A 17,743-nucleotide genomic window follows, 5' to 3' on the forward strand; every position below is an offset into this window, starting at 1 on the left:
TTAAAGAAAAAGTGTGGTAGAACTATGGACAATCATTTAATAAAATCAATTATTGAAAAATTTAATTTTTCAGAAAAACAAATTACTTCAGTATTAAAACTTTTAGAAGATAAAAATACCGTTCCGTTCATTGCGAGATATCGTAAAGAACAAACTGGTGGTTTAGATGAAGTAGAAATTAAACAAATATCAGATGAATATCAATACATGGTCAATTTACAAAAAAGAAAAGAAGAAGTTATTCATAGTATTGAGCAACAAGGTATGCTAACTAATGAATTAAAAAACAATATTCTTAAACAAACTAAATTACAACGTGTTGAGGATTTATATAGACCTTATAAACAAAAGAAAAAAACACGTGCCACTGAAGCGAAAAGAAAAGGTTTAGAACCTTTTGCTACTTGGTTGTTACAGCCTAAACTAAATGAAAATGTTGAATCAAAAGCTCAAATGTTTATTAATGAAGAAATAAAAGGCGTTGAAGAAGCTATTCAAGGTGCACAAGACATCATTGCAGAGCAAATTTCTGACAACCCTAAATATCGTTCAAGAATATTAAAAAATGTATATCAACACGGACAAATCGTAACTACTAAAAAGAAAAAAGCTGAAGATGAAAAAGAAATATTCTCTATGTATTATGATTATGCAGAACCGATTAAAAAGATAGCTAATCATAGGGTTTTAGCCGTTAATAGAGGAGAAAAAGAAAAAATATTATCTGTAAAAATAGAATTTGATACAGAACAAGTAGAAAAAGACATCGAAAAACAAGAAATAAAAAGTGAAAATGAAGCGACAGAAATTGTAAGAAATGCAATTAAAGATAGTCTCAAGAGATTAATAATGCCTTCTATTGAACGAGAAATCAGAGGCGATTTAACAGAAAAAGCTGAAAACCATGCTATAGATGTTTTCAGTGAGAATTTAAGAAACTTACTATTACAACCGCCTATGAAAGGGAAGCAAATACTAGGTGTAGATCCAGCTTTTAGAACAGGATGTAAACTAGCGGTTATTAATCCATATGGTACATTTGTGGCTAAGAATGTGATATATCCACATCCTCCAGTGAATAAAATTGAATCAGCTGAAAAAATAGTAGTAAAAATGATTAATGATTATGATGTTCAATTAATTGCAATTGGGAACGGTACGGCTAGTAGAGAAACAGAACAATTCATCGCTAATGTAATTAAGAAATATAATCTTAATGTGCAATTTATTATAGTAAATGAAGCAGGTGCGTCAGTATATTCAGCATCAGAAATTGCGCGTGCAGAATTTCCTGATTTCCAAGTTGAAGAAAGAAGTGCCGTTTCAATAGGAAGAAGGGTACAAGATCCTTTAAGTGAATTAGTCAAAATAGATCCAAAATCAATAGGGGTAGGTCAATATCAACATGACGTGAACCAAAAAGAATTAGAGAAAGCACTAACATTTGTTGTCGAAACAGCAGTAAACCAAGTTGGCGTAGATGTTAATACGGCTTCACGTTCATTATTACAATATGTATCAGGACTTTCATCACAAATTGCACAAAATCTAATAGAATATAGAGAAGAAAATGGCGCTATTAAACATCATAAAGATATTGCTAAAGTTAAGCGTCTAGGTGCCAAGACATTCGAACAAAGTATAGGTTTCATGAGAATTGTAGATGGTTCAGAACCGTTAGATAATACATCTATCCATCCAGAAAGTTATGAAGTAACATATGAATTACTAAACCAATTAAATCTTAAAGTTGAAGATTTAGGTAGTGAAACATTAAAAAGCACATTAGATTCAGTTGATGTACATGAAATTGCTGATCAATTAAATATAGGTATACCAACTTTAGAAGATATTATAAAATCTTTAAAAGCACCAAATAGAGATCCACGTGATGAATTTGAAACACCAATTTTAAAATCAGATGTTTTATCAATAGCTGATCTATCAGAAGGAATGAAACTCAGTGGAACTGTTAGAAATGTTGTAGATTTTGGAGCATTTGTTGATATTGGCGTCAAACAAGACGGACTTGTCCATGTCTCAAAACTATCAAAAAAATTCGTGAAGAACCCTATGGACATCGTAAGTGTAGGAGATATTGTCGATGTTTGGATACTTAGCATAGATACACAAAAAGATAAAGTTTCATTGACGATGATTAATCCATATGAATGATCAGGAATTGCAAAGTTTAGTATGTGATATTTCCTTAAGATATTTTAAAATCCCATTTAAACATAATGCGTATTTTAATAAACGCTTAAGGACAACTGGCGGTAGATATTTACTAAAAACACATGATATAGAAATCAATCCAAAACAATATGAGCATTATGGTAAAAAAGCCATTATCGATATTATAAAACATGAACTTTGTCATTATCATTTGCATATTTTAGATAAAGGTTATAAACATAAAGATCGAGACTTTAAAAATTTAAGTGCAAAAGTTGGTGCACCAAGATATTGCGGTCCAACTCAATCATATGAAGCACGTGCTAACCATGAATATATTTGTACTAATTGTGGTACAAAATATTTAAGAATAAAAAAAGTAAATATAAGTATCATGAGATGTGGCAAATGCGGTGGAAAATTAAGGTTAAATAGAAAAAAGGTTAATTAAATCATTATAAATCTAAGAGTAAATAGATATGAATTTGAGGGAGAGTACTATTAAGAAAATTAATTAAGTGCTCTCTCTTTATATTTCAAATAAGTATTGACATTACTTTTACAATGATTTATTATAAATAGCGTTGCATTAATAAATTAGCAAACATTACAAGATAATTAATTTTATTAATTTAATGTTAAAAAGTTATTGACATCGTTTAATAAATGATTTACAATTTATTATGCTATTGAGAAATCGATAAACTTTTGAATGCGTTTTGCCAGCGGTCGTGGCGGAATGGCAGACGCGCTAGGTTGAGGGCCTAGTGGGAGAAATCCCGTGGAGGTTCAAGTCCTCTCGGCCGCACCAAAATAACTTTTGAAATTATATATGCGGGTGTAGTTTAATGGCAAAACCTCAGCCTTCCAAGCTGATGTTGTGGGTTCGATTCCCATCACCCGCTCCATGATTTATTTAAATGAACATTGAAAACTGAATGACAATATGTCAACGTTAATTCCAATAATGTAACGAAAGTTACAACAATTAATTTAGTTTTATGAGCTAATCAAACATCATAATTTTTTATGGAGAGTTTGATCCTGGCTCAGGATGAACGCTGGCGGCGTGCCTAATACATGCAAGTCGAGCGAACAGATAAGGAGCTTGCTCCTTTGACGTTAGCGGCGGACGGGTGAGTAACACGTGGATAACCTACCTATAAGACTGGGATAACTTCGGGAAACCGGAGCTAATACCGGATAACATATTGAACCGCATGGTTCAATAGTGAAAGGCGGCTTTGCTGTCACTTATAGATGGATCCGCGCCGTATTAGCTAGTTGGTAAGGTAACGGCTTACCAAGGCAACGATACGTAGCCGACCTGAGAGGGTGATCGGCCACACTGGAACTGAGACACGGTCCAGACTCCTACGGGAGGCAGCAGTAGGGAATCTTCCGCAATGGGCGAAAGCCTGACGGAGCAACGCCGCGTGAGTGATGAAGGTCTTCGGATCGTAAAACTCTGTTATCAGGGAAGAACAAATGTGTAAGTAACTGTGCACATCTTGACGGTACCTGATCAGAAAGCCACGGCTAACTACGTGCCAGCAGCCGCGGTAATACGTAGGTGGCAAGCGTTATCCGGAATTATTGGGCGTAAAGCGCGCGTAGGCGGTTTTTTAAGTCTGATGTGAAAGCCCACGGCTCAACCGTGGAGGGTCATTGGAAACTGGAAAACTTGAGTGCAGAAGAGGAAAGTGGAATTCCATGTGTAGCGGTGAAATGCGCAGAGATATGGAGGAACACCAGTGGCGAAGGCGACTTTCTGGTCTGTAACTGACGCTGATGTGCGAAAGCGTGGGGATCAAACAGGATTAGATACCCTGGTAGTCCACGCCGTAAACGATGAGTGCTAAGTGTTAGGGGGTTTCCGCCCCTTAGTGCTGCAGCTAACGCATTAAGCACTCCGCCTGGGGAGTACGACCGCAAGGTTGAAACTCAAAGGAATTGACGGGGACCCGCACAAGCGGTGGAGCATGTGGTTTAATTCGAAGCAACGCGAAGAACCTTACCAAATCTTGACATCCTTTGACCGCTCTAGAGATAGAGTTTTCCCCTTCGGGGGACAAAGTGACAGGTGGTGCATGGTTGTCGTCAGCTCGTGTCGTGAGATGTTGGGTTAAGTCCCGCAACGAGCGCAACCCTTAAGCTTAGTTGCCATCATTAAGTTGGGCACTCTAAGTTGACTGCCGGTGACAAACCGGAGGAAGGTGGGGATGACGTCAAATCATCATGCCCCTTATGATTTGGGCTACACACGTGCTACAATGGACAATACAAAGGGCAGCTAAACCGCGAGGTCAAGCAAATCCCATAAAGTTGTTCTCAGTTCGGATTGTAGTCTGCAACTCGACTACATGAAGCTGGAATCGCTAGTAATCGTAGATCAGCATGCTACGGTGAATACGTTCCCGGGTCTTGTACACACCGCCCGTCACACCACGAGAGTTTGTAACACCCGAAGCCGGTGGAGTAACCATTTATGGAGCTAGCCGTCGAAGGTGGGACAAATGATTGGGGTGAAGTCGTAACAAGGTAGCCGTATCGGAAGGTGCGGCTGGATCACCTCCTTTCTAAGGATATATTCGGAACATCTTCGTAGAAGATGAAGGAATAACATTGACATATTGTATTCAGTTTTGAATGTTTATATAACATTCAACATATCTTCTTTTTCAAAGAAAGCGATTCGCAGACAATGCGTTGAGTTACTTTAAAGCGGAGTTTACTAGAGTAAATGGGTATTTAAAGTAATGATAACAAAGCAGTATGCAAACGCTTGACTGGAAATAGAACTTGTACATTGAAAACTAGATAAGTAAGTAAAATAGATTTTACCAAGCAAAACCGAGTGAATTAGAGTTTTAAAGCTTGAATTCATAAGAAATAATCGCTAGTGTTCGAAAGAACACTCACAAGATTAATAACGCGTTTCCTGTAGGATGGAAACATAGATTAAGTTATTAAGGGCGCACGGTGGATGCCTTGGCACTAGAAGCCGATGAAGGACGTTACTAACGACGATATGCTTTGGGGAGCTGTAAGTAAGCGTTGATCCAGAGATTTCCGAATGGGGAAACCCAGCATGAGTTATGTCATGTTATCGATATGTGAATACATAGCATATCAGAAGGCAGACCCGGAGAACTGAAACATCTTAGTACCCGGAGGAAGAGAAAGAAAAATCGATTCCCTGAGTAGCGGCGAGCGAAACGGGAAGAGCCCAAACCAACAAGCTTGCTTGTTGGGGTTGTAGGACACTCTATACGGAGTTACAAAAGTATATATTAGACGAATCATCTGGAAAGTTGAATCAAAGAAGGTAATAATCCTGTAGTCGAAAATATATACTCTCTTGAGTGGATCCTGAGTACGACGGAGCACGTGAAATTCCGTCGGAATCTGGGAGGACCATCTCCTAAGGCTAAATACTCTCTAGTGACCGATAGTGAACCAGTACCGTGAGGGAAAGGTGAAAAGTACCCCGGAAGGGGAGTGAAAGAGAACTTGAAACCGTGTGCTTACAAGTAGTCAGAGCCCGTTAATGGGTGATGGCGTGCCTTTTGTAGAATGAACCGGCGAGTTACGATTTGATGCAAGGTTAAGCAGCTAATGTGGAGCCGTAGCGAAAGCGAGTCTGAATAGGGCGTTTAGTATTTGGTCGTAGACCCGAAACCAGGTGATCTACCCTTGGTCAGGTTGAAGTTCAGGTAACACTGAATGGAGGACCGAACCGACTTACGTTGAAAAGTGAGCGGATGAACTGAGGGTAGCGGAGAAATTCCAATCGAACTTGGAGATAGCTGGTTCTCTCCGAAATAGCTTTAGGGCTAGCCTCAAGTGATGATTATTGGAGGTAGAGCACTGTTTGGACGAGGGGCCCTTCTCGGGTTACCGAATTCAGACAAACTCCGAATGCCAATCAATTTAACTTGGGAGTCAGAACATGGGTGATAAGGTCCGTGTTCGAAAGGGAAACAGCCCAGACCACCAGCTAAGGTCCCAAAATATATGTTAAGTGGAAAAGGATGTGGCGTTGCCCAGACAACTAGGATGTTGGCTTAGAAGCAGCCATCATTTAAAGAGTGCGTAATAGCTCACTAGTCGAGTGACACTGCGCCGAAAATGTACCGGGGCTAAACATATTACCGAAGCTGTGGATTGTCCGTAGGACAATGGTAGGAGAGCGTTCTAAGGGCGTCGAAGCATGATCGCAAGGACATGTGGAGCGCTTAGAAGTGAGAATGCCGGTGTGAGTAGCGAAAGACGGGTGAGAATCCCGTCCACCGATTGACTAAGGTTTCCAGAGGAAGGCTCGTCCGCTCTGGGTTAGTCGGGTCCTAAGCTGAGGCCGACAGGCGTAGGCGATGGATAACAGGTTGATATTCCTGTACCACCTAGTATCGTTTTAATCGATGGGGGGACGCAGTAGGATAGGCGAAGCGTGCTATTGGATTGCACGTCCAAGCAGTAAGACTGAGTGTTAGGCAAATCCGGCACTCATAAGGTCAAGCTGTGATGGGGAGAGGAAATTGTTTCCTCGAGTCGTTGATTTCACACTGCCAAGAAAAGCCTCTAGATAGATAACAGGTGCCCGTACCGCAAACCGACACAGGTAGTCAAGATGAGAATTCTAAGGTGAGCGAGCGAACTCTCGTTAAGGAACTCGGCAAAATGACCCCGTAACTTCGGGAGAAGGGGTGCTCTTTAGGGTTAACGCCCAGAAGAGCCGCAGTGAATAGGCCCAAGCGACTGTTTATCAAAAACACAGGTCTCTGCTAAACCGTAAGGTGATGTATAGGGGCTGACGCCTGCCCGGTGCTGGAAGGTTAAGAGGAGTAGTTAGCTTCTGCGAAGCTACGAATCGAAGCCCCAGTAAACGGCGGCCGTAACTATAACGGTCCTAAGGTAGCGAAATTCCTTGTCGGGTAAGTTCCGACCCGCACGAAAGGCGTAACGATTTGGGCACTGTCTCAACGAGAGACTCGGTGAAATCATAGTACCTGTGAAGATGCAGGTTACCCGCGACAGGACGGAAAGACCCCGTGGAGCTTTACTGTAGCCTGATATTGAAATTCGGCACAGCTTGTACAGGATAGGTAGGAGCCTTTGAAACGTGAGCGCTAGCTTACGTGGAGGCATTGGTGGGATACTACCCTAGCTGTGTTGACTTTCTAACCCGCACCACTTATCGTGGTGGGAGACAGTGTCAGGTGGGCAGTTTGACTGGGGCGGTCGCCTCCTAAAAGGTAACGGAGGCGCTCAAAGGTTCCCTCAGAATGGTTGGAAATCATTCATAGAGTGTAAAGGCATAAGGGAGCTTGACTGCGAGACTTACAAGTCGAGCAGGGTCGAAAGACGGACTTAGTGATCCGGTGGTTCCGCATGGAAGGGCCATCGCTCAACGGATAAAAGCTACCCCGGGGATAACAGGCTTATCTCCCCCAAGAGTTCACATCGACGGGGAGGTTTGGCACCTCGATGTCGGCTCATCGCATCCTGGGGCTGTAGTCGGTCCCAAGGGTTGGGCTGTTCGCCCATTAAAGCGGTACGCGAGCTGGGTTCAGAACGTCGTGAGACAGTTCGGTCCCTATCCGTCGTGGGCGTAGGAAATTTGAGAGGAGCTGTCCTTAGTACGAGAGGACCGGGATGGACATACCTCTGGTGTACCAGTTGTCGTGCCAGCGGCATAGCTGGGTAGCTATGTATGGACGGGATAAGTGCTGAAAGCATCTAAGCATGAAGCCCCCCTCAAGATGAGATTTCCCAACTTCGGTTATAAGATCCCTCAAAGATGATGAGGTTAATAGGTTCGAGGTGGAAGCGTGGTGACATGTGGAGCTGACGAATACTAATCGATCGAAGACTTAATCAAAATTTATGTTTTGCGACGCAAAATCATTTTACTTACTATCTAGTTTTGAATGTATAATACATTCCATTTGTCTGGTGACAATGGCAAGGAGGTCACACCTGTTCCCATGCCGAACACAGAAGTTAAGCTCCTTAGCGCCGATGGTAGTCGGACTAACGTTCCGCTAGAGTAGGACTTTGCCAGGCAAATAATAGGATGCGATGAGCCGCATTGAGACCGTAAGGTCTCTTTTTTTATGCCCAAAAAAGAAAGTCAACGCAGAGCAAATGCGTTTAGATGATGAATTGAAGAATGAGTGCAACGAGCTTAGTCGAGCTAAGTGAGTAAGGGAGAGATGAAAATGAAGAAGTATAAGCGTATTTCTCTCAAGTTGAAAAAGCTCCTTAGCGCCGAAGGTAGCAGACTAACGTTCTAAAGCAAAACAGTGATTGAAAATCACATGTTTTACTTACTTAATAGCATGAGCTATTAAGATCAATAGCGCATGCCGCGCAAATATAATTGAGACCGTAAGGTCTCTTTTTTTTATATTCAAAAAAGAAAGTCAACTCAGAGCAAATGCGTTTAGACGATGAGTTGAAGAATGAGTGCAACGAGCTTAGTCGAGCTAATAGTTCAAAGTATAAACTAAAACGAAGCCATGCACGTTTACATAGCTTCGTCCGTTTTAAATTAATAATGAATATAGCATTTTATTTTCATTAATGTAAATGTTTGAAGAATCAAATTGATTTACATTTTCTTTTAATTGTTGTAAATCTGTGTGATCTTTTAGTTGAATGCCTATAATAACAGTACCAGTATTTTGAGATGATTTTTTTAGATATTCAAATTTAGTAATATCATCTTGTGGTCCTAGTACATCATTAACGAATTCTCTAAGTGCACCAGGTCTTTGTGGAAAATTAAGAATGAAATAATGCTTCATTTCTTCGTATAATAATGAACGTTCTTCAATTTCTTTCATACGGTTAATATCATTATTACCACCACTTACGATACAAACTACTGTTTTTCCTTTGATTGATTCACGATAGTCTTCTAATGCTGCTACACTTAATGCTCCAGCAGGTTCGGCAATAATTGCTTGTTTAGAGTACATATCTAGAATTGTTGAACAAACTGCACCTTCATCCACTTGTACATAGTCATGTACGTAAGATTTAGCAATTTCAAATGTAATATCACCGACTCTAGCGACTGATGCACCGTCAACAAATTTATCAATGTTTTCTAATTTTACAATTTTGTTATTAACTACTACAGATTCATACATACTACTAGCTCCAGCAGGTTCTACTCCAATGATTTTAGTTTGTGGAGAATAATCATGAAAATAAGTACTAATACCTGAAATTAAACCACCACCGCCAATAGCTGCAAATAAATAATCAAAATTGATATTTTCCTCGCGAGATTGTGTAATCATTTCTTTAGCTAAAGTACCTTGACCTGCAATAGTATAAACATTATTAAATGGATCAATAAATGTCATATTATTTTGTTTAGTATATTCAAGCGCTTCTGCTAAACAATGGTCAAATGTGTCACCAGTTAATTTAATTTCAACATTGCCATTTCCAAAGAATTGAACTTGATTAATTTTTTGTAAAGGCGTAGTGACGGGCATAAAAATGACAGCTTTTAGATTAAGTTTTTTAGCTGTGTAGGCGACACCTTGAGCATGGTTTCCAGCACTAGCACATGTAATCCCTTTACTTTGAATATCATCAGAAAGGACTGAAATAGCATTATAAGCACCACGTAATTTAAAGGAACGTACCCATTGCAAGTCCTCTCTTTTTAAATATACCTTACAATCATACTTTTGAGATAAATAGTGATCTAATTGTAAAGGCGTTTCTTTAACTATATTCTTAAGACGTAAATAAGCTTCGTCAATATCTTTGGTTGAAACTGTTGTTTTTACTGTCATAATATTCCCACCTTAATGTGCTTTTTCATATTTTTCAATTAAATCTTCATATTGTAAAGTAATATCAATATCATCAAGACCATTGATTAGTTTATTCTTCCAAGTTTCATCAATATCAAAGTGGAAGGTTTGTTCTGGTGATGATACAGTTTGATTTGGTAAATCAATTGTGATTTCGTTGAATGTTGCAAGATGTTCACGTGAAGGTTTATCTAATACGATAGGGAGCATCGCATTCTTAGTACAATTCATATAAAAGATATCGCTATAACTTCCAGCAATGATGATACTAAAACCATAGTCTTTCAATGCCCAAGCAGCGTGTTCTCTACTTGAACCGCAACCGAAATTATCGCCAGTGATTAAAATACTAGCTCCTTGATATTCGGGTTTGTTTGGATTGAAGTCTGGATTATCGCTTCCATCTGGTAAATAGCGCCATTCATCAAACGCAAATGGACCAAAACCAGTTTTTGAAATACGTTTTAAATGAACTTTAGGTATAATTTGATCTGTATCAATATTATCGTAAAAGAGAGGGACAATTTTCCCTGTATATGTTGTGATTGGTTTGATATCCATCTATACGACCACCTTTCTAACATCAACAAATCGCCCATTAATTGCTGCTGCAGCGGCCATAGCAGGGGAAACGAGATGAGTTCTTGCTCCCTTACCTTGTCTGCCCTCAAAGTTACGATTGCTTGTAGACGCACAATGGACGCCTTCAGGTACTTGGTCTGGATTCATACCCAGACACATTGAACAACCTGGTTCTCGCCATTCAAAGCCCGCTTCTTTAAATATTTTATCGAGTCCCATTGATTCTGCTTCTTTTTTAACTGTTCGAGATCCGGGTACAACAATAGCTGTAATATTAGGATGTACATGATTGCCCTTCACAATATGACTAGCTTCGATTAAATCAGTAATTCTAGCATTAGTACATGATCCTAAAAAGACATATCCTAATTCGATATCTTCAGCTTTTTGTCCTGGTTCGAGTCCCATATATTGATAAGCACGTTCGTCATTAGAATCTTTAATTGTAGGGAAGGGAGTATTAAAATTAACGCCCATTTCTGGATTAGTACCCCAAGTGACTTGAGGTTCCAAATCAGAAACATCTACTTCAATGACTTTGTCAAAAATAGCATCCTCATCAGAATATAGTTGTTTCCATTCAGATATGGATTGGTCGAAATTGTTAGCATATGGTCTATCTTTTACATATTCAAATGTAGTTTCATCTGGTTGCATGATTCCATATTTAGCACCTGCTTCAATAGCCATATTACATATGGTCATTCTAGCTTCCATTGAAAGCTTTTTGATTGTTTCACCAGTGAACTCTAAAGCATAACCAGTACCAAAGTCTACACCGAATTGGTTAATAAGATAAAGAATAATATCTTTGGCATAAACACCTTTAGGTAAGTTTCCATTGATATCTATCTTCAAATTTTTTGGTTTAGTTTGCCAAAGTGTTTGTGTAGCAAAGACATGTTCTACTTCACTAGTTCCGATACCAAAAGCAATGGCACCAAATGCCCCATGTGTAGCAGTATGAGAATCGCCACATACAATGGTCTTTCCTGGTTGTGTTAATCCAGTCTCAGGACCAACCATATGCACGATACCTTGTTCATCTGATCCCATATCAAATATGTGTATACCGAAGTCTTTTGCATTCTTTTGTAACGTTGTAATTTGCTTATTTGCTATTTCATCTTTGATATTAAATATATCTATTGTTGGGACATTATGATCTAATGTAGCAAATGTTAAATCGGGACGACGTAAGCGTCTATTTTGAATTCTCAATCCTTCAAACGCTTGCGGTGATGTTACTTCATGTATCAAATGTAAATCTATATATAATAATTGAGGGTCACCTACATTTCCATGTAAGACATGTTTATCCCATACTTTGTCAAATAGTGTTTGTCCCATAAGATGACGCCTCCCTTAAGTATAAAATTCTTTTAAAAATTTAATAATTTGTGATGTAGTATACGTTCCGCCTAAATCAGCTGTACATTTTCCATCTCTAATGAGTTGATAAACATTGTTCTCTAATTCATTAGCTGCCTCAATTTCTTTGAAACTTTCACGTAAACACATTGCTAATGATAATATCATTCCAAAAGGATTGGCTTTATCTTGGCCCGCAATATCAGGTGCTGAGCCATGAATAGGTTCATATAATCTTGTTCCATCTTTGCCAAAGCTAGCTGATGGAGATAATCCTAAAGAACCTGGAATGACAGAAGCTTCATCACTTAAGATGTCTCCAAATAAATTTTCGGTGACGATGACGTCGAATTGTGTTGGACGTGTTATCAAATGCATACTGCAGGCATCAACGAGTAAATATTCTACTTCTACATCTGGATAGTCATGACTGACTTCCTCAACCGTTTTTCTCCAAAGTTTACTTGAAGCAAGTACATTTTCTTTATCGACAGACGTTAACTTTTTATGTCGTTGTTGTGCTATTTCAAATGCGACTCTAACAATTTGTTCAATTTCAGCACGCGTGTAAGTTAAAGAATCTAATGCATGATGATCAGTTAACTCACGTGGTTCACCAAAATACAAACCTCCTGTTAATTCTCTAACTATGACTAAATCTGTACCTTCAACTCTATCTTGTTTAAGAGGTGAAAGATGACTTGTACCATCAGTCACTATAGTAGGGCGAATATTAGCATATAAATTAAGTGATTTTCTTAATTTTAATAAACCTTGTTCTGGACGTACTTTAGGATCTGTCCATTTCGGACCTCCAATAGCACCTAGCAATATCGCATCAGCATTTTGACAAGCCTTTAATGTTTCATCAGTTAGAGGCGTGCCATAGGCATCTATGGCAGCTCCTCCAAAATGATGTGTATCTACTTGATACTCAAAATGATATTTCTCACTGATTTTTTCTAAAACTTCTAAACTCCCATTTAGTATTTCTGGGCCTATACCATCTCCAGGTAAAGCGACGATGTTATAGGTCATGATTGGATACCTTCTTTCTCTTTAGCTTCTGCAACGTATTTTGCATGTGCTTCAATATAAGCTTTACAAGAAGCTTTTAAAATATCGTGATCAATACCAATACCATTAACTTCTTTATTATCGATAACAAGATTAACATGTACTTCTGCTTGAGCATCTGTACCTTCTGTAACAGAATCAATACGATAATCGATTAATTCTGTTTCACGTTTAAAGATACGGTCAACAGCATTATAAATTGCAACAATGGATCCTGTACCAATACTTGAGTCTTGATAAATATTGCCATCTTTATCTTTAATCACAACGACTGCACTTTGAAGACCATTAGAAACGAATTGAAGTTGTAATGCTTCTAGTTGATAAATCGCACTTTGTTCATGTTCTGAGCCTTGAATTAAAGCATGGATATCGCGATCAGAGACTGATTTTTTCTTATCAGCAATAGATTTAAATTGTTTAAATAAATTAATTTGATCATCAGGAGAAATGTCATAGCCCAGTGCTTTTAATTTTTCAGCAAAGGCATGTTTACCTGAAAGTTTTCCTAAAGGTAATTCAGTAGTACTAACACCAACTAATTGAGGTGTAATAATTTCATATGTTTCACGGTGTTTAAGGATACCATCTTGATGTATACCAGATTCATGACTGAATGCATTTTGTCCTACGATCGCTTTATTTCTTGGTACACGAATACCTGCATAGCGAGAAATTAAGTCAGAAGTCTTCTTAGTTTCTTTTAAATCAATTTGTGACTCTATGCCATAATGATCTTTACGAACATACAGTGCCAAAGCGACTTCTTCTAGTGCTGCATTACCTGCTCGCTCGCCTATACCGTTAACAGTACCTTCTATTCGTCTCGCACCACCTTCAATAGCAGCTAGACTATTTGCAACCGCCATTCCTAGGTCATCGTGACAATGTGAACTATATATAATTTCATTATCAGATTGCACGGATTCAGTTAAAGTTTTAAAAATTTGTCCATATTCATTTGGGTAACTAAAGCCTACAGTGTCAGGAATATTAATAATAGTTGCACCAGCATCAACAGCTGTTTGTACACTTTTTATTAAAAAGTCCATATCTGTACGTGTTGCATCTTCAGGTGAGAACTGAACGATATCAAACAATTGTTTAGCATAAGTAACATGTTCTTTTATAGAATCTAAAACTTCTTCTTGAGTCATTTTCAATTTATGTTCTAGATGAATAGGGGATGTCGCAATAAAAACATGTACTAGAGGCTTAGCTGCATGCTTTGTTGCTTCGTAAACTGCATCTATATCAGACTTAATACATCTAGCTAAACCACAAACAGCAGTTGTTGTTAAGGCTTTAGAAATAGCTTCCACTGATTTGAAACTCCCTGTACTAGAAGCAGGGAAGCCAGCTTCGATAACATCTACACCCCATCTTTCAAGTTGTTGTGCTATTTTTAAACGTTCATCGAATGTAAAATTCACGCCTGGTGTTTGTTCACCATCTCTAAGAGTGGTATCAAATATTTGAATATGGCTACTCATTTTAATCAACTCCTTAATCCATTACTATTACTTTTCAATGCTTTTTGATTTAATAAATGGCATCATATCACGTAATTTACGGCCCACTTTTTCAATTGGATGACCAGCTTGTTCTTCACGCATTTTATAGAATTCTTTAAATCCATTTTTATTATCTTCAACAAAACTATTAGCAAATTTACCGTTTTGGATATCTGTTAATACAGCTTTCATATTGTCTTTGACATCTGGAGTGATGATACGACGTCCAGATACATAGTCACCATACTCTGCAGTATTAGAAATTGAATAACGGACATTATCCATACCGCCTTCATACATTAAATCAACGATTAATTTCATTTCATGTAATACTTCAAAATAGGCTAATTCTGGTTGGTAACCAGCTTCAACTAATGTTTCAAATCCACTTTGAATTAATTTATGGATACCGCCACATAGTACAGCTTGTTCACCAAATAAATCCGTTTCTGTTTCTTCTTTAAATGTTGTTTCAATTACACCAGCTCTTGTAGATCCGATACCTTTTGCATAACTTAATGCAATATCTCTTGCATGACCTGTAGCATCTTGTTGAACACCAAATAAAGATGGCACTGCACTACCTTCTTCAAATGTACGTCTAACTAAGTGACCTGGTCCTTTTGGTGCAACTAAGAAAACATCGACATCTGCAGGGGGTTGAATAACACCAAAGTGAATATTGAAACCATGAGCAAATGCAAGTGCGTTACCAGCTTCTAAATTAGGTTCAATTTCATTTTTATATACATCACCTTGGATTTCATCTGGAATTAAAACCATGATAACGTCAGCTTGTTTCGTTGCTTCTGCCACAGGATATACATCGAAACCATTTTCCTTAGCTTTATCAAAAGAGCGTCCTGGACGGATACCGATAACAACATCATATCCGTTATCTTTTAAGTTTTGTGCGTGAGCATGGCCTTGTGAACCATATCCAATCACAGCAATTTTTTTACCTTCTAAAGCGTCTGTTTTTACTGATTCATCATAATAAACTGTTGTCATAATACATTCCTCCAAAATAATTAAAAATTAGCAATATTCCGAAAATTAAAGTGTGTGATAAACATAGGATGATAGCTGTTCGGTTAGTATGCTTTTATAGAACACTAGCGCATCGATGTTTTAATCATAATTTATATTAAGCAGAGTATTGTTCTACATTTAAAACGTTTATTTGTTGTTGTAATTTATTTAATAAAATATTTAATACGTCTTCATCTTCAATATTAACAATAAGTTCCATATCTGAAATATTAGGATTATCGTCACGTTTTTTGACATGTAATTCTTCAATATTATATTGCAATCTGACGAATGCACTTGTAATTCTATTTAGAGTACTTACTTGATTCATAACTTCAAATTTTAAATGTCTTTTCATTAATATCCCTCCATCTCGTTATTAGCTTTGCCACTAGGAATCATTGGATTAACTGGCTCAATTGGAGAGATACGAACTTCAATAAGGGCAGGTCCTTCATAATTAAATGCTTCATCAAGTTTAGATTTAAGTTGATTTGGTTGATCAATTAAGAATCCTTTGACGCCATATGCTTCAGCCATTTTTATGAAATCGGGTTGATCATTAAATACTGAATGTGAAAAACGTTGATTAAAGAACTTATCTTGCCACTGTTTAACCATGCCTAATGTACCGTTATTAATGAGGACAATTTTAATGTTTAAGTCATATTCTGGTAAAAGTGCCATCTCTTGATTCGTCATTTGGAATCCGCCATCTCCGACAAAACAAACAACTGTTTTATCTGGTGAAGCGAGTTGTGCACCAATTGCAGATGGAATACCGAATCCCATCGTACCAAGACCTCCACTAGTAACCCATTGACTGTGACTTTTGAATGGATAGAATTGAGCTGCCCACATTTGATGTTGACCAACATCTGTTGTGACAATAGCATCACCATTTGTGATTTTACCAATATATTCAATAGCCTCTTGTGGCTTACAAAAGATGTCTTTATCATCTTTTTCATATTTAAATGGGTGATTGGATTTGTTTGATTGACAGTATTGTAACCATTCATCGTGTGATGGAACATTAATTTGAGAAGCTTCAAGTTGTTCTAATACATTTTTACAATCTGCAACGATACCTAAATCAGTGGCTATGATTTTATTGATTTCTGATGGATCAATATCTACATGAACCACTTTAGCATTAGGTGCAAAATCATCTGGTTTACTGGCGAGTCGATCATCAAAACGACTACCTAAGTTAATTAATAAATCACACTCGGTTAATGCCATATTACTTGCGTATGAACCATGCATACCTCCCATACCTAAGAATAGGGGATGTTCGTATGGAATAGCCCCGAGCCCTAACAGTGTTGTGACAGTTGGAATTTGATGTTGAGTAACAAATTGAGTCAGTAATTCATTGGATTTTGAATGATTGACACCAGCACCTGCTAAAATTAAAGGCTTTTTAGAATGATTTAAATATTTAACTAACGTGTTAATATCATTTGATTTAGCTACAGTATTAACTTGATAACCTGGTAAATCGATATGGTCAGATAGACCCACATTGGTAGATAATACGCCCATATCCTTAGGGAAATCTACGACTACCGGACCTTTTCTACCAGAATTAGCTACGTGGAAAGCTTCGTGAACGATTCTAGGAATATCTTCAACTTTTTTTACTTGATAATTTTGTTTAGTAATAGGAGCGGTCATTGATAATAAATCTGCTTCTTGGAAAGCATCTTTACCGATACCTGGTGTCGCTACTTGTCCTGTAAAGACTACTAATGGTAATGAATCACTATGAGCGTCAGTAATACCTGTAATAGCATTTGTAGCTCCAGGACCACTTGTTACAACAACCACACCAGTTTTACCAGAAATTCGTGCATATCCTTCAGCAGCGTGTGTTGCACCTTGCTCATGTCTTGCTAAAATATGTTTAATTTTACCATCATAAAATGTGTCATATAGAGGTAATACGGCACCACCTGGATAACCAAAGATAAAATCGACATCTTCATTTTGAAGTGCTTCAACTAATATTTCAGAACCAGGACGCATCTCATTTATAGTCTGACTCTTCATATATTCAGGTTTGCTAGATTCAGCAACTTTCATGGTATCTACAGGTTGGTTCGACGTTGCTGTATTATGTTCTGACATATCACTAAGTTTAGTCATTAA

Annotated in this window: 10 protein-coding genes, 2 tRNA genes and 3 rRNA genes; 7 read left to right on the forward strand and 8 right to left on the reverse strand. The window is 38.0% G+C overall.

Annotation, left to right across the window (positions count from 1 at the left end):
• Window positions 1-24 precede the first annotated feature (24 nt).
• The 7 genes from ssp1_RS04140 (at window position 25) to rrf (ending at window position 8,241) form a co-directional block, all read left to right on the forward strand.
• Window positions 25-2,175 carry a Tex family protein gene (locus tag ssp1_RS04140; protein WP_118828132.1) on the forward strand — a complete coding sequence of 717 codons (2,151 nt, stop codon included), beginning with the start codon at window positions 25-27 and terminating at the stop codon, window positions 2,173-2,175.
• Entirely contained in the window at window positions 2,168-2,626 is a 459-nt protein-coding gene (locus tag ssp1_RS04145) for a SprT family protein (RefSeq protein ID WP_118828133.1), read from the forward strand. Before ssp1_RS04140 ends, ssp1_RS04145 begins: the two co-directional genes overlap by 8 nt.
• Window positions 2,627-2,900: 274 nt before the next feature.
• Window positions 2,901-2,986: transfer RNA gene (locus tag ssp1_RS04150), tRNA-Leu, on the forward strand.
• 23 nt (window positions 2,987-3,009) lie between these two features.
• A tRNA-Gly gene (locus ssp1_RS04155) sits at window positions 3,010-3,083 on the forward strand.
• A gap of 118 nt (window positions 3,084-3,201) precedes the next feature.
• Window positions 3,202-4,754, forward strand: a 16S ribosomal RNA gene (locus tag ssp1_RS04160).
• A 380-nt stretch (window positions 4,755-5,134) separates the two neighbouring features.
• A 23S ribosomal RNA gene (locus ssp1_RS04165) occupies window positions 5,135-8,056 on the forward strand.
• Window positions 8,057-8,126: 70 nt separating this feature from the next.
• Window positions 8,127-8,241, forward strand: a 5S ribosomal RNA gene (rrf, locus tag ssp1_RS04170).
• Together the 16S, 23S and 5S rRNA genes with 2 tRNA genes alongside form the textbook arrangement of a ribosomal RNA operon.
• 482 nt (window positions 8,242-8,723) lie before the next feature.
• Here the strand turns inward: rrf and ilvA are convergent.
• The 8 genes from ilvA to ilvB form a co-directional block, all read right to left on the reverse strand.
• Window positions 8,724-9,992, reverse strand: coding sequence for a threonine ammonia-lyase IlvA (gene ilvA, locus ssp1_RS04175; RefSeq protein WP_075777897.1), 1,269 nt, complete (start codon window positions 9,990-9,992; stop codon window positions 8,724-8,726).
• 12 nt (window positions 9,993-10,004) lie between these two features.
• Entirely contained in the window at window positions 10,005-10,574 is a 570-nt protein-coding gene (leuD, locus tag ssp1_RS04180; protein ID WP_002452029.1) for a 3-isopropylmalate dehydratase small subunit, read from the reverse strand.
• Window positions 10,575-11,945, reverse strand: coding sequence for a 3-isopropylmalate dehydratase large subunit (gene leuC, locus ssp1_RS04185; RefSeq protein WP_107532911.1), 1,371 nt, complete (start codon window positions 11,943-11,945; stop codon window positions 10,575-10,577).
• A 15-nt stretch (window positions 11,946-11,960) separates the two neighbouring features.
• Complete coding sequence (gene leuB / locus ssp1_RS04190; protein WP_075777899.1) at window positions 11,961-13,004, reverse strand: 3-isopropylmalate dehydrogenase; 1,044 nt, start codon at window positions 13,002-13,004, stop codon at window positions 11,961-11,963.
• Window positions 13,001-14,536, reverse strand: a complete 1,536-nt coding sequence (locus ssp1_RS04195; RefSeq protein WP_075777900.1) for a 2-isopropylmalate synthase — start codon at window positions 14,534-14,536, stop codon at window positions 13,001-13,003. The genes leuB and ssp1_RS04195 overlap by 4 nt, the downstream gene beginning before the upstream one ends.
• Window positions 14,537-14,563: 27 nt before the next feature.
• A complete protein-coding gene (gene ilvC / locus ssp1_RS04200) occupies window positions 14,564-15,568 on the reverse strand; it encodes a ketol-acid reductoisomerase (RefSeq protein WP_002452025.1) in 1,005 nt (334 codons plus the stop codon).
• A gap of 136 nt (window positions 15,569-15,704) precedes the next feature.
• On the reverse strand, window positions 15,705-15,947 hold the full coding sequence (locus ssp1_RS04205) for an ACT domain-containing protein (RefSeq protein WP_002452024.1): 243 nt from the start codon (window positions 15,945-15,947) through the stop codon (window positions 15,705-15,707).
• Window positions 15,947-17,677, reverse strand: coding sequence for a biosynthetic-type acetolactate synthase large subunit (gene ilvB / locus ssp1_RS04210; protein WP_398577578.1), 1,731 nt, complete (start codon window positions 17,675-17,677; stop codon window positions 15,947-15,949). The genes ssp1_RS04205 and ilvB overlap by 1 nt, the downstream gene beginning before the upstream one ends.
• Window positions 17,678-17,743 lie beyond the last annotated feature (66 nt).

Source organism: Staphylococcus sp. M0911, assembly GCF_003491325.1.
Taxonomy (GTDB): domain Bacteria; phylum Bacillota; class Bacilli; order Staphylococcales; family Staphylococcaceae; genus Staphylococcus; species Staphylococcus warneri_A.

What these genes read in the sequence shown, in the direction of transcription:
- ssp1_RS04140 (WP_118828132.1), top strand. Translation starts at nt 25, where the DNA reads ATGGACAATCATTTAATAAAATCAATTATTGAAAAATTTAATTTTTCA.
- ssp1_RS04145 (WP_118828133.1), top strand. Translation starts at nt 2,168, where the DNA reads ATGAATGATCAGGAATTGCAAAGTTTAGTATGTGATATTTCCTTAAGA.
- ilvA (WP_075777897.1), bottom strand. Translation starts at nt 9,992, where the DNA reads ATGACAGTAAAAACAACAGTTTCAACCAAAGATATTGACGAAGCTTAT.
- leuD (WP_002452029.1), bottom strand. Translation starts at nt 10,574, where the DNA reads ATGGATATCAAACCAATCACAACATATACAGGGAAAATTGTCCCTCTC.
- leuC (WP_107532911.1), bottom strand. Translation starts at nt 11,945, where the DNA reads ATGGGACAAACACTATTTGACAAAGTATGGGATAAACATGTCTTACAT.
- leuB (WP_075777899.1), bottom strand. Translation starts at nt 13,004, where the DNA reads ATGACCTATAACATCGTCGCTTTACCTGGAGATGGTATAGGCCCAGAA.
- ssp1_RS04195 (WP_075777900.1), bottom strand. Translation starts at nt 14,536, where the DNA reads ATGAGTAGCCATATTCAAATATTTGATACCACTCTTAGAGATGGTGAA.
- ilvC (WP_002452025.1), bottom strand. Translation starts at nt 15,568, where the DNA reads ATGACAACAGTTTATTATGATGAATCAGTAAAAACAGACGCTTTAGAA.
- ssp1_RS04205 (WP_002452024.1), bottom strand. Translation starts at nt 15,947, where the DNA reads ATGAAAAGACATTTAAAATTTGAAGTTATGAATCAAGTAAGTACTCTA.
- ilvB (WP_398577578.1), bottom strand. Translation starts at nt 17,677, where the DNA reads ATGAAAGTTGCTGAATCTAGCAAACCTGAATATATGAAGAGTCAGACT.